The sequence below is a fragment of the Pseudomonas sp. JL27(2026) genome (genome assembly GCF_056933555.1).
The window spans coordinates 911,856-925,028 of sequence record NZ_CM167794.1; the positions used below are offsets into that span (position 1 = coordinate 911,856).

12 protein-coding genes and 2 tRNA genes are annotated in these 13,173 nt (G+C 56.4%); 13 read left to right on the forward strand and 1 reads right to left on the reverse strand.

Features of this window, described 5'->3' with window-relative positions:
• Positions 1-32: 32 nt before the first annotated feature.
• Genes carB through AC1Z1G_RS04135 form a run of 3 tightly spaced genes read left to right on the forward strand, consistent with a single transcriptional unit; the run spans position 33 to position 4,163 of the window.
• Positions 33-3,254, forward strand: coding sequence for a carbamoyl-phosphate synthase large subunit (gene carB / locus AC1Z1G_RS04125; protein ID WP_483625099.1), 3,222 nt, complete (start codon positions 33-35; stop codon positions 3,252-3,254).
• Positions 3,251-3,727, forward strand: a complete 477-nt coding sequence (gene greA / locus AC1Z1G_RS04130; protein WP_483625101.1) for a transcription elongation factor GreA — start codon at positions 3,251-3,253, stop codon at positions 3,725-3,727. Before carB ends, greA begins: the two co-directional genes overlap by 4 nt.
• A gap of 31 nt (positions 3,728-3,758) precedes the next feature.
• A complete protein-coding gene (locus tag AC1Z1G_RS04135) occupies positions 3,759-4,163 on the forward strand; it encodes an MFS transporter (RefSeq protein ID WP_483625103.1) in 405 nt (134 codons plus the stop codon).
• Positions 4,164-4,172: 9 nt separating this feature from the next.
• Here AC1Z1G_RS04135 and AC1Z1G_RS04140 read toward each other — a convergent pair whose 3' ends face one another.
• Entirely contained in the window at positions 4,173-4,481 is a 309-nt protein-coding gene (locus AC1Z1G_RS04140; RefSeq protein WP_483625105.1) for a YhbY family RNA-binding protein, read from the reverse strand.
• Positions 4,482-4,582: 101 nt separating this feature from the next.
• Between AC1Z1G_RS04140 and rlmE the strand changes: the two genes are divergently transcribed.
• The 10 genes from rlmE (at position 4,583) to nusA (ending at position 13,157) form a co-directional block, all read left to right on the forward strand.
• Entirely contained in the window at positions 4,583-5,212 is a 630-nt protein-coding gene (gene rlmE / locus AC1Z1G_RS04145) for a 23S rRNA (uridine(2552)-2'-O)-methyltransferase RlmE (RefSeq protein WP_483625107.1), read from the forward strand.
• Between the two features lie 202 nt (positions 5,213-5,414).
• A complete protein-coding gene (gene ftsH, locus AC1Z1G_RS04150; protein WP_347904006.1) occupies positions 5,415-7,325 on the forward strand; it encodes an ATP-dependent zinc metalloprotease FtsH in 1,911 nt (636 codons plus the stop codon).
• Between the two features lie 8 nt (positions 7,326-7,333).
• Positions 7,334-8,185: a dihydropteroate synthase gene (gene folP / locus AC1Z1G_RS04155; RefSeq protein ID WP_483625109.1), complete on the forward strand. Its 852-nt coding sequence runs from the start codon at positions 7,334-7,336 to the stop codon at positions 8,183-8,185.
• Positions 8,186-8,201: 16 nt separating this feature from the next.
• Positions 8,202-9,539, forward strand: coding sequence for a phosphoglucosamine mutase (gene glmM, locus AC1Z1G_RS04160; RefSeq protein ID WP_483625110.1), 1,338 nt, complete (start codon positions 8,202-8,204; stop codon positions 9,537-9,539).
• A 66-nt stretch (positions 9,540-9,605) separates the two neighbouring features.
• Positions 9,606-10,361 carry a triose-phosphate isomerase gene (gene tpiA, locus AC1Z1G_RS04165; protein ID WP_483625112.1) on the forward strand — a complete coding sequence of 252 codons (756 nt, stop codon included), beginning with the start codon at positions 9,606-9,608 and terminating at the stop codon, positions 10,359-10,361.
• A 4-nt stretch (positions 10,362-10,365) separates the two neighbouring features.
• Positions 10,366-10,749, forward strand: coding sequence for a preprotein translocase subunit SecG (gene secG / locus AC1Z1G_RS04170; protein WP_347904012.1), 384 nt, complete (start codon positions 10,366-10,368; stop codon positions 10,747-10,749).
• 22 nt (positions 10,750-10,771) lie between these two features.
• Positions 10,772-10,857: transfer RNA gene (locus AC1Z1G_RS04175), tRNA-Leu, on the forward strand.
• 96 nt (positions 10,858-10,953) lie between these two features.
• A tRNA-Met gene (locus tag AC1Z1G_RS04180) sits at positions 10,954-11,030 on the forward strand.
• Between the two features lie 139 nt (positions 11,031-11,169).
• Positions 11,170-11,628: a ribosome maturation factor RimP gene (gene rimP, locus AC1Z1G_RS04185; RefSeq protein ID WP_159987310.1), complete on the forward strand. Its 459-nt coding sequence runs from the start codon at positions 11,170-11,172 to the stop codon at positions 11,626-11,628.
• A 47-nt stretch (positions 11,629-11,675) separates the two neighbouring features.
• Complete coding sequence (gene nusA, locus AC1Z1G_RS04190; protein WP_019691793.1) at positions 11,676-13,157, forward strand: transcription termination factor NusA; 1,482 nt, start codon at positions 11,676-11,678, stop codon at positions 13,155-13,157.
• Positions 13,158-13,173 lie beyond the last annotated feature (16 nt).

Consider the following 13,173-nt stretch of genomic DNA (forward strand, 5'->3'; position numbering starts at 1 on the left):
GCCGTCGGACCTGCGGATTTGAGTGAGTACCCATGCCAAAACGTACAGACATAAAAAGCATCCTGATTCTTGGCGCTGGCCCGATCGTGATCGGCCAGGCTTGTGAGTTCGACTACTCTGGCGCCCAGGCCTGTAAAGCCCTGCGCGAAGAGGGTTACCGCGTCATCCTGGTGAACTCCAACCCAGCGACCATCATGACCGACCCGGCCATGGCCGACGCCACTTACATCGAGCCGATCAAGTGGCAGACCGTTGCCAAGATCATCGAGAAAGAGCGTCCGGACGCGCTGCTGCCGACCATGGGCGGCCAGACCGCTCTGAACTGCGCACTGGACCTGGAGCGCGAAGGCGTTCTGGAGAAGTTCGGCGTAGAGATGATCGGCGCCAATGCCGACACCATCGACAAGGCTGAAGACCGTTCGCGTTTCGACAAGGCGATGAAATCCATCGGCCTGGACTGCCCGCGTTCCGGTATCGCCCACAGCATGGAAGAGGCCAACGCGGTCCTCGAGAAGCTGGGCTTCCCGTGCATCATTCGTCCGTCCTTCACCATGGGCGGCACCGGTGGCGGTATCGCTTACAACCGTGAAGAGTTCGAAGAAATCTGCGCCCGTGGCCTGGACCTGTCGCCGACCAAAGAGCTGCTGATCGACGAATCGCTGATCGGTTGGAAAGAGTACGAAATGGAGGTTGTCCGCGATAAGAAGGACAACTGCATCATCGTTTGCTCGATCGAAAACTTCGACCCGATGGGCGTGCACACCGGTGACTCGATCACTGTTGCTCCGGCACAGACCCTGACCGACAAGGAATACCAGATCATGCGTAACGCCTCGTTGGCGGTACTGCGTGAGATCGGCGTTGAAACTGGCGGTTCCAACGTTCAGTTTGGCATCTGCCCGGACACTGGCCGTATGGTCGTCATCGAGATGAACCCGCGCGTGTCCCGTTCCTCGGCACTGGCTTCCAAAGCCACCGGTTTCCCGATTGCCAAAGTCGCGGCCAAACTGGCGGTGGGTTACACCCTGGATGAGCTGTCGAACGACATCACCGGCGGCAAGACCCCGGCGTCCTTCGAACCGTCCATCGACTACGTTGTGACCAAACTGCCACGCTTTGCCTTCGAGAAGTTCGCCAAGGCTGACGCTCGCCTGACCACTCAGATGAAGTCGGTGGGTGAAGTCATGGCCATCGGCCGGACGTTCCAGGAGTCCCTGCAGAAAGCCTTGCGCGGTCTGGAAGTCGGCGTTTGCGGCCTGGACCCGAAGCTCGACCTGAGCAACCCGGAAAGCATGAGCGTGCTCAAGCGCGAACTGACCGTGCCGGGCGCCGAGCGTATCTGGTACGTGGCTGACGCTTTCCGCGCCGGCATGACAGTCGAAGATATTTTCGGCATGAACATGATTGATCCCTGGTTCCTGGTGCAGATCGAAGATCTGATCAAGGAAGAAGAGAAGGTCAAGACGCTGGGCATGGCCAGCATCGATCGCGACATGATGTTCCGCCTCAAGCGCAAAGGTTTCTCCGATCAGCGTCTGGCCAAGCTGCTGGGTGTGACCGAGAAGAGCTTGCGTACTCATCGCCACAAGCTGGAAATTTTCCCGGTCTACAAGCGTGTTGACACCTGCGCGGCCGAGTTCGCCACTGACACCGCGTACCTGTACTCGACGTATGAAGAAGAGTGCGAAGCTGCGCCGTCGGGTCGCGACAAGATCATGATCCTGGGTGGCGGTCCAAACCGTATCGGCCAGGGCATCGAGTTCGACTACTGCTGCGTTCACGCGGCACTGGCGCTGCGCGAAGACGGGTACGAGACCATCATGGTCAACTGCAACCCGGAAACCGTGTCCACCGACTACGACACCTCCGATCGCCTGTACTTCGAACCAGTGACCCTGGAAGACGTGCTGGAAATCGTCCGCGTCGAGAAGCCAAAAGGCGTGATCGTCCAGTACGGCGGCCAGACTCCGCTGAAACTGGCCCGTGCTCTTGAAGCGGCAGGCGTGCCGATCATCGGCACCAGCCCTGACGCCATCGACCGTGCCGAAGACCGTGAACGCTTCCAGCAAATGGTTGAGCGCCTGAACTTGCGTCAGCCGCCAAACGCTACCGTGCGCAGCGAAGACGAAGCCATTCGCGCTGCCGGCAAGATCGGTTACCCGCTGGTGGTGCGTCCGTCCTACGTACTGGGCGGCCGTGCAATGGAAATCGTCTACGAAGAAGAAGAACTCAAGCGCTACCTGCGTGAAGCGGTTCAAGTGTCCAACGACAGCCCGGTGCTGCTGGACCACTTCCTCAACTGTGCCATCGAAATGGACGTCGACGCAGTTTGCGACGGCACTGACGTGGTGATCGGCGCGATCATGCAACACATTGAGCAGGCTGGCGTTCACTCCGGTGACTCCGCATGCTCCTTGCCGCCGTATTCGCTGCCTGGGCATATCCAGGACGAGATGCGCGAACAGGTCAAGAAAATGGCCCTGGAACTGGGCGTTGTCGGCCTGATGAACGTTCAGTTGGCGCTGCAAGGCGAAGACATCTACGTCATCGAAGTCAACCCGCGTGCTTCCCGTACCGTGCCGTTCGTGTCCAAGTGCATCGGTGTTTCCCTGGCAATGATCGCGGCTCGCGTCATGGCCGGTAAAACCCTGAAGGAAATCGGTTTCACCAAGGAAATCATTCCAAACTTCTACAGCGTGAAAGAGGCGGTGTTCCCGTTCGCCAAATTCCCTGGCGTTGACCCGATTCTCGGCCCTGAGATGAAGTCCACCGGTGAAGTGATGGGCGTGGGTGACACCTTCGGTGAGGCGTTTGCCAAAGCCCAGATGGGTGCCAGCGAACTGCTGCCGACCGGCGGTACTGCGTTCATCAGCGTACGTGATGACGATAAACCACTGGTTGCAGGCGTGGCCCGTGATCTGATCAACTTGGGTTTCGAAGTGGTCGCGACCGCCGGTACTGCCAAGCTGATCGAAGCCGCAGGCCTGAAAGTGCGTCGCGTGAACAAGGTGACCGAGGGTCGTCCGCACGTGGTCGACATGATCAAGAATGACGAAGTTACGCTGATCATCAACACCACCGAAGGTCGTCAGTCGATTGCCGACTCGTACTCCATTCGTCGTAATGCCTTGCAGCACAAAATTTACTGCACCACCACCATTGCTGCTGGCGAAGCTATCTGCGAAGCGCTCAAGTTCGGTCCGGAAAAGACCGTGCGTCGCTTGCAGGATCTACACGCAGGATTGAAGGCATGATCAAATACCCCATGACTGTTCAGGGCGCTCGCGCCCTGGAAGAAGAACACGTTCACCTGACCAAGGTCGTCCGTCCGAAGCTGAGCCAGGACATTGGTACGGCCCGCGAGTTGGGTGACTTGAAAGAAAACGCTGAATACCATGCTGCTCGCGAGCAGCAAGGTATGGTCGAGGCGCGGATCCGTGACATCGAAGGGCGCATGCAGAATGCGGTCATCATCGACGTCACGACCATTCCTCACACCGGCAAAGTGATTTTTGGCACTACAGTCGAAATCGCCAACGTCGAGACGGACGAACGCGTCACTTACCACATCGTTGGCGAGGATGAAGCTGACTTCAAACTCGGCAAGATTTCGGTCGGTTCACCTTTGGCGCGTGCTTTGATCGCCAAGGAAGAGGGTGACGTGGTTGCCGTCAAAACGCCTGGCGGCGTTATCGAGTATGAGATTGTCGAAGTCCGCCACATCTGACAGGCAACGGCGTCCGCTACGTGCGGGCGCCATGCTGTGGCAGCTGGCCCAGATGTTATGGGTTGGCGGCTTGTGGTTGTTGCACATCGGTCTGCTGCCGGCACTGGACCTAATTGGTCTGGCGCCGCTGCTGATCGAAGAGATTTCAAGCATGCTGAATGCGCTGCTGGTAGGGTTCTCGGCGGCGTGCGTATTTTTTCAGGTTTTGGTGCTGGTTCAGGCCAAGGGCCTTGTCAGTCTATGGCGCGATGTTCGCGGGCAACTGCTGTTGATGGCGTCATGCGCGAGCGCGATGTACTTCGTGGTGCGTATTGGCTGGCCTGATGCAGAGCATTGGCTGGTGTTCAGCTATCTTGTCCTGGGCTTTTCCGGGCTGGTGCTGGTGTTGCAGCCAGTGCCTGGGTGGAGTGGCAGGGTGCGCGAAGCACACCCTTGACCCGTTTCATCACTTGAAGCGATGGACGTTCGACAGTTGCTTGTTGACGCTGAAATTCTTGCGATAAATCAGTGCCATCTTGCCGATAACCTGTACCAGGTCCGCTTTACCGACCTTGCACAGTTCTGCAATGGCAGCCAGGCGCGACTCGCGATCGAGGATATTAATCTTGATCTTGATCAGCTCGTGATCCGCCAAAGCGCGTTCAAGTTCGGCTAACACACCTTCAGTCAAACCGTTGTCAGCCACAATCAAAACTGGTTTCAGATGGTGGCCAATGGATTTGTACTGTTTCTTCTGCTCTTGAGTGAGCGGCATAATCTGACCCTTTCGTCTGGATTCTGTAAAATGGCGGCCATTTTACCCGAGGGCTCGTGGATCCGCCCAATTAATCACGACCCTTATCATCGAGGTGCCCAATGGCGCGTTCCAAGACAAGCCTTGGTTGGCTGAAAAGACATGTCAACGATCCCTATGTGAAGCAGGCGCAGAAGGATGGCTACCGCTCGCGTGCGAGTTACAAACTTCTGGAGGTCCAGGAGAAATACAATCTGATCCGTCCCGGCATGAGCGTTGTCGACCTGGGTGCTGCGCCCGGGGGGTGGTCGCAGGTGACTAGCCGTCTGATCGGTGGTCAGGGGCGTCTGATCGCCTCGGACATTCTGGAAATGGACAGCATTCCGGACGTGACTTTCATCCAGGGTGACTTCACCGAGGACAAAGTGCTCGCGCGGATCCTTGAAGCCGTGGGTAATTCGCAGGTGGACCTTGTGATTTCCGATATGGCCCCCAATATGAGTGGTACGCCTGAAGTGGACATGCCAAAAGCCATGTTTCTTTGCGAGCTGGCGCTTGATTTGGTGGAACGGATACTCAAGCCGGGTGGTAATTTCGTGATCAAGATTTTTCAGGGCGAAGGGTTTGATGTTTACCTGAAGGATGCTCGTCGAAAATTCGACAAGATCCAGATGATCAAGCCTGACTCTTCTCGTGGCAGTTCCCGTGAGCAATACATGCTGGCTTGGGGTTACCGCGGGCGTAGTGAGTAAAGTGAGGTTTTTTGGCGGGGCGATAGGTTTTTCGTATTTCGCCCCGTGAGCATTTGCGAATATTGTGTAGAAAGTGTTTCACAAAGGGTTACAGACGGCGCCTGCCAGAGCTGTAGGTAATGTAGTAAGTTAGGCCGGTGAATATCATGCGAAGCGCGCGCCAGTTGCGGAGCTTGCTTCAGAGGGTAGTTAATTGAACGATATGGCAAAGAATCTGATCCTGTGGTTGATCATCGCGGCTGTCCTGGTGACGGTGATGAACAACTTCTCCAGCCCTAACGAGCCGCAGACCCTCAACTATTCCGACTTCATCCAGCAGGTCAAGGATGGCAAGGTCGAGCGCGTAGCTGTGGACGGTTATGTCATTACCGGCAAGCGCAATGATGGCGACAGCTTCAAGACCATTCGTCCGGCGATTCAGGACAACGGCTTGATCGGCGACCTGGTGGATAACCACGTCGTTGTCGAAGGCAAGCAGCCTGAGCAGCAAAGCATCTGGACTCAACTCCTGGTCGCAAGCTTCCCGATCCTGGTGATTATCGCTGTCTTCATGTTCTTCATGCGGCAGATGCAGGGCGGTGCCGGTGGAAAGGGCGGGCCGATGAGCTTCGGCAAGAGCAAGGCGCGACTGCTGTCCGAAGATCAGGTGAAAACTACCCTGGCTGACGTTGCCGGTTGCGACGAGGCCAAAGAAGAAGTCGGCGAGCTGGTCGAGTTCCTGCGTGATCCGGGCAAGTTCCAGCGTCTCGGTGGTCGCATTCCTCGCGGCGTGCTGATGGTTGGTCCTCCGGGTACCGGTAAAACCCTGTTGGCCAAGGCCATTGCAGGCGAGGCCAAGGTGCCGTTCTTCACCATCTCCGGTTCCGACTTCGTCGAAATGTTCGTCGGTGTGGGTGCCAGCCGTGTTCGTGACATGTTCGAGCAGGCTAAAAAGCACGCACCATGCATTATCTTCATCGATGAAATCGACGCTGTCGGTCGTCATCGTGGTGCCGGCATGGGCGGAGGTCACGACGAGCGCGAGCAAACGCTCAACCAGTTGCTGGTAGAGATGGATGGTTTCGAAATGAATGACGGCATTATCGTCATCGCCGCAACCAACCGTCCCGACGTACTTGACCCGGCACTGCTGCGTCCTGGTCGTTTCGACCGTCAGGTAGTGGTTGGTTTGCCGGATATTCGTGGTCGTGAGCAGATTCTCAAAGTTCACATGCGTAAAGTGCCAATGGGCGAAGATGTCGCTCCTGCGGTGATTGCACGCGGCACCCCGGGTTTCTCTGGTGCCGACCTCGCTAACCTGGTGAACGAAGCTTCATTGTTTGCAGCTCGTACCGGCAAGCGTGTTGTCGAGATGAAAGAGTTCGAGCTGGCCAAGGACAAGATCATGATGGGCGCTGAGCGCAAATCGATGGTCATGTCCGAGAAGGAAAAACAGAACACCGCTTATCACGAGGCTGGCCATGCGATTGTTGGTCGAGTCGTCCCTGAGCATGATCCGGTCTATAAGGTGTCGATCATTCCGCGTGGTCGTGCGCTGGGTGTGACCATGTTCCTGCCGGAAGAGGACCGCTACAGCCTGTCCAAGCGCGCATTGATCAGTCAGATCTGCTCGTTGTATGGCGGTCGTATTGCTGAAGAGATGACCCTGGGCTTTGATGGTGTCACCACTGGTGCTTCCAACGACATCATGCGTGCCAGTCAAATTGCGCGGAACATGGTGACCAAGTGGGGGCTTTCCGAGAAGCTGGGACCGCTGATGTATGCGGAAGAAGAAGGTGAAGTCTTCCTGGGTCGTGGCGGTGGTGGTCAGCACGCGAGCTTCTCGGGTGAGACGGCCAAGCTGATCGACTCTGAAGTGCGCAGCATCATTGATCAGTGCTACGGCACCGCCAAGCAGATCCTTACGGATAACCGCGACAAGCTGGATGCGATGGCAGACGCCCTGATGAAATACGAAACCATCGATGCCGAGCAGATCGACGACATCATGGCAGGTCGCACGCCTCGTGAGCCGCGTGACTGGTCGGGTGGCACCGGTACTTCCGGCACGCCTCCTGCAGTGCAGGATGAGCGCCCGGAAACGCCGATCGGCGGCCCGGCTGCTGACGTCTAAGGTTTGAGATGACTTTTGTTCCCTCCTCGACCCGGTTGCCTTGCGGCAACCGGGTTCTTGATTTGGCCTGTGCGCATGTCATGGGCATTCTCAATGTCACTCCTGATTCCTTCTCCGATGGCGGCCGTTTCAGTCAGCTCGATGCTGCCTTGCGTCACGCCGAGGCGATGGTAGCCGCGGGCGCTTCACTGATCGACGTCGGTGGCGAGTCGACCCGGCCGGGCGCACGAGTGGTATCGCCGCTTGAAGAGCTTGAGCGTGTAGCGCCGATTGTCGAGCGAATCCATCGTGAACTGGATGTGATTATTTCGGTCGATACCTCGACGCCTTCAGTCATGCGCGAGGCTGCACGGTTAGGGGCGGGGTTGATCAATGACGTTCGCTCGCTGCGCCGTGAAGGTGCTTTGGAGGCGGCGGCGAGCACTGGTTTGCCGGTGTGCTTGATGCACATGCTGGGCGAGCCTGGAGATATGCAGGATGACCCGCACTTTCAGAATGTAACCGTCGAGGTGGGTGAGTTTCTCGCCGAACGCATGGCTCAATGTGCGGCTGCTGGCATTGCGAATGAGTGGATCATTCTTGATCCTGGATTTGGATTCGCGAAAAACCTGTCGCACAATTTAAGCTTGTTCAAGCACATGGAGAATCTGCATGCCTTGGGGCGGCCTCTGTTGGTTGGGGTTTCGCGAAAGAGCATGATAGGGCAGGCTTTGAATCGCCCCGTGGGCGAACGTTTGAATGGCAGTCTGGCGCTTGCTGCGCTGGCGGTAGTAAAGGGTGCGCGGATCTTGCGCGTGCATGATGTGGCCGAAACGATAGATGTTGTACGGATGATCGCAGCAGTGGAATCAGCCGAATAAGAATGATGGAGTACTTATGACTAAGAAATATTTTGGCACCGACGGTATTCGTGGTCGGGTCGGTACCTACCCGATTACTCCTGATTTCATGCTTAAGCTTGGCTGGGCCGCAGGCATGGCATTCCGAAGCATGGGTGCTTGCAAAGTACTGGTAGGCAAGGACACGCGTATCTCCGGATACATGTTCGAGTCTGCGCTGGAGGCCGGGCTTACGTCGGCGGGTGCTGACGTTATGTTGCTGGGGCCAATGCCGACGCCGGCTATTGCCTACCTGACTCGTACTTTTCATGCAGAGGCCGGTATCGTCATCAGTGCTTCGCACAATCCTCATGACGATAACGGCATCAAGTTCTTCTCCGGGCAAGGTACCAAGCTGCCGGATGAAGTCGAGCTGATGATTGAAGAATTGCTCGATACCCCGATGACCGTTGTCGAGTCCAGCAAGATCGGCAAGGTTTCGCGCATCAACGACGCGTCGGGCCGTTATATCGAGTTCTGTAAAAGCAGCGTGCCTACTGGCACCAGTTTTGCGGGGCTGAACATTGTTATCGACTGCGCTCACGGGGCTACCTACAAGGTTGCGCCGAGCGTCTTTCGAGAGCTGGGGGCGCAGGTTACGGTGCTTTCCGCGCAACCTAATGGTCTGAATATCAATGATGACTGTGGCTCAACCCATATGGGGCAGTTGCAGGCAGCTGTGTTGGCCGAACATGCTGATCTGGGGATTGCCTTCGATGGTGACGGTGATCGTGTATTGATGGTCGATCACACTGGGGCGATTGTTGATGGTGATGAGTTGTTGTTCATCATCGCTCGCGACATGCATGAGCGCGATCGTCTGCAAGGTGGTGTTGTCGGTACCCTGATGAGTAACCTGGGGTTGGAGCTGGCGCTTGATGAGCTGAAAATTCCATTTGTGCGCGCCAATGTCGGCGACCGTTATGTGATTGCCGATCTGCTTGAGCGTAACTGGCAGGTGGGTGGCGAAAACTCGGGGCATATCGTGTGCTTCCAGCACACCACTACCGGTGATGCGATCATTGCAGCGTTGCAGGTGCTGATGGCGTTGAGGGCTCGTAACGAAAGTCTTGCTCAGTCTCGGCAAGCTCTGCGCAAGTGTCCTCAGGTACTGATTAATGTGCGTTTCGGCGGTGGTGCAAATCCCGTCGAGCATCCAGCAGTCAAGGAGGCCAGCGAGCGCGTTACCAAGGCCATGGCGGGGCGGGGTCGAGTGCTGTTGCGCAAGTCCGGGACAGAGCCTTTGGTGCGTGTCATGGTCGAGGGTGAGGACGAAACCCTGGTTCGCGGCTACGCCGAAGAGCTGGCAAAACTGGTTGCTGAAGTTTCTGTCTGATTTCGGCTTGCCAGTAATGGCGTGGTTGGGTAACATCTGCGCCCACTTTGACCGACGAGGTACAGCATGCGTCGCCCTATGGTAGCTGGTAACTGGAAGATGCACGGTACCCGCGCCAGCGTCGCTGAGCTGATCAACGGCCTTCGTCATCTGGCCTTGCCAAGCGGTGTTGATGTCGCGGTATTCCCGCCTTGCTTGCATATCAATCAAGTGATTGATGGCTTGAAAGGAAAGTCGATTTTGGTCGGCGCGCAGAACTCTGCGGTGGAATCCATGCAAGGTGCGTTGACTGGTGAGATTGCGCCGAGTCAATTGGTGGATGCAGGTTGTTCCCTGGTGCTTGTCGGGCATTCCGAGCGTCGCCTGATCATGGGTGAGCGTGACGGGGTACTGAATCGCAAGTTTGCAGCGGCGCAGGCATGTGGCTTGATTCCGGTGTTGTGTGTAGGGGAAACCCTGGAGCAGCGCGAAGCCGGGAAAACGATTGAGGTTGTCGGGCGTCAGCTGGGCAGCATCATCGAAGAGCTGGGTGTTGGTGCATTTGCAAAGGCAGTAATTGCTTACGAGCCGGTCTGGGCTATTGGTACCGGGCTGACTGCTTCGCCGCAACAAGCGCAGGATGTGCATGCAGCCATTCGCGCACAGTTGGCGGCAGAGAATTCTGAAATCGCACGAGGTGTGCGGCTTCTATACGGCGGCAGCGTGAAGGCGGCCAATGCGGTCGAACTGTTCGGCATGCCGGATATCGATGGGGGGCTCATTGGTGGGGCTTCCCTGAATGCAGATGAGTTCGGTGCGATCTGTCGCGCCGCGGGAAACTGAAAAAATGCTGGAAACAGTCGTAGTCGTTTTTCATCTGCTGGGTGCATTGGGCGTAGTTGCTCTCGTATTGCTGCAGCAGGGTAAAGGTGCGGACGCTGGTGCGTCTTTCGGAGCAGGTGCTTCAAATACTGTGTTCGGAAGCCAAGGTTCCTCTACCTTTCTTAGTAAGTTTACTGCTATACTTGCCGCAGGTTTTTTCATAACCAGCTTAGGGTTAGGTTACTTTGCTAAAGAGAAGGCTCATGAGCTGACTCAAGTAGGTTTGCCAAATCCAGCGGTGTTGGAAGTTCCAAAGCAAAAACCGGCTTCTGATGATGTGCCGGTGCTTCAAGAGCAAAAGTCGGCAACCAATGCGACTGACGTGCCTCCAGCTCAAGAGCAAAAGTAAGAAGGGTTTCAAACGTAGTATTGCCGAGGTGGTGGAATTGGTAGACACGCAACCTTGAGGTGGTTGTGCCCATAGGGTGTAGGGGTTCGAGTCCCCTTCTCGGTACCAATTATCAGGAGAGCCCGCTGTTGCGGGCTTTCTTGTAGGTGGAAGGTTACATTGACCCTGTCAGGGATCGGTCGTATACTTCCGCCCCAGCTTTGTCGCGGGGTGGAGCAGTCTGGTAGCTCGTCGGGCTCATAACCCGAAGGTCGTCGGTTCAAATCCGGCCCCCGCAACCAGTTTCAGGAGCCCCTTTTAAGGGGCTTTTTGTTAGCTGGACACTTTATAACGCCGCTGTTCGACGGCGTTTCAGGGATGGGCGTTTCGCCCATTTTTTTATTTTGCACAGCATGCACATACATGCACTAGGGGGTTCAGGTGTCGAGCAAGCTAGAACAGTTGCAGGCCTTGCTGGCCCCGGTGGTCGTGGCCCTTGGCTATGAATGCTGGGGTATTGAGTTTTCGGCTCAGGGTCGCCACTCAATGTTGCGCGTTTATATCGATAAAGAAGGCGGCGTACTGGTGGATGACTGCGCCATTGTCAGCCGTCAGATCAGCGGTGTTCTGGATGTTGAAGATCCGATCGCTGTTGAATACACCCTTGAAGTTTCCTCGCCAGGCATGGAACGCCCACTGTTCACTATTGAGCAGTTTGCAAAATTTGCCGGTGAACAAGTGAAGATCAAGCTGCGCTCGCCTTTTGAAGGTCGACGCAACTTTCAGGGCCTTCTGCGCGGTGTAGAAGAACAGGATGTCGTGGTGCAGGTTGAAGACCATGAGTTTCTGTTGCCGATCGATATGATCGACAAGGCCAACATTATTCCCAGTTTTGACTGAGACGCGGATCCCGCGGATCCAATGGCTTGCGAAAGGCGAGGCGTACGATGAGCAAAGAAGTACTGCTGGTTGTTGAGTCGGTATCCAATGAAAAGGGCGTACCGGCAAACGTAATTTTTGAAGCGCTGGAGCTGGCTCTGGCCACTGCTACCAAAAAGCGTTTTGAAGACGAAGTTGATCTGCGTGTGGAAATCAATCGCCACACCGGTGCTTATGAAACTTTCCGTCGCTGGACGGTAGTCGAAGAAGCAGACCTGGACGATCCTGCTGTTGAAACCTGGCCGAGCAAGGTCCAGGAGACGCATCCGGGCGCGAAAGTCGGCGATGTTGTCGAAGAAAAAATCGAGTCCATCGAGTTCGGCCGTATTGCTGCGCAGACTGCCAAGCAAGTCATCGTGCAGAAGGTTCGCGAAGCCGAGCGTGCTCAAGTCGTTGATGCTTATCGCGAGCGCCTGGGAGAAATCATCTCTGGCACCGTGAAAAAAGTCACCCGCGATAATGTGATCGTTGATCTGGGCAACAATGCTGAAGCGTTGCTGGCCCGTGAAGACATCATCTCTCGCGAAACTTTCCGGGTTGGCGTGCGTCTGCGTGCGCTGCTCAAGGAAATCCGCACCGAGAACCGCGGCCCGCAGTTGATCCTGTCGCGTACTGCGCCGGAAATGCTGATCGAGTTGTTCCGCATCGAAGTGCCGGAAATTGCTGAAGGCCTGATCGAAGTAATGGCAGCATCCCGTGACCCGGGTTCGCGCGCCAAGATCGCGGTACGTTCCAAAGACAAACGCATCGACCCGCAGGGCGCTTGCATCGGTATGCGCGGTTCGCGCGTCCAGGCAGTGTCCGGCGAATTGGGCGGTGAGCGTGTGGATATCGTCCTGTGGGACGACAACCCGGCGCAGTTCGTGATCAACGCCATGTCCCCGGCTGAGGTTGCGGCAATTATTGTTGACGAAGATGCCCATGCAATGGACATCGCCGTTGGCGCAGACAATCTGGCTCAGGCCATCGGTCGCGGTGGTCAGAACGTGCGTCTGGCTAGCCAGTTGACTGGCTGGACCCTGAACGTGATGACCGAATCGGACATCCAGGCTAAGCAGCAAGCAGAAACCGGCGACATCCTGCGCAACTTCATCGACGAGCTGGAAGTCGACGAAGACCTGGCGCAGGTGCTGGTAGATGAAGGCTTCACCAGCCTGGAAGAGATTGCCTACGTACCGTTGGAAGAAATGCTCAACATCGACGGCTTTGACGAAGACACCGTCAACGAGCTTCGCGCTCGGGCCAAGGATCGCTTGTTGACTAAAGCCATCGCTACTGAGGAAAAGCTGGCAGACGCCCATCCGGCCGAAGACCTGCTCTCGCTTGAGGGTATGGACAAGGATTTGGCGATGGAACTGGCGGTGCGCGGCGTAATTACCCGCGAAGACCTGGCCGAGCAGTCTATTGACGACCTGCTCGACATCGACGGCATTGACGATGATCGTGCCGGCAAGTTGATCATGGCCGCCCGAGCCCATTGGTTCGAGTAATAGGCGCGGCCTGAGG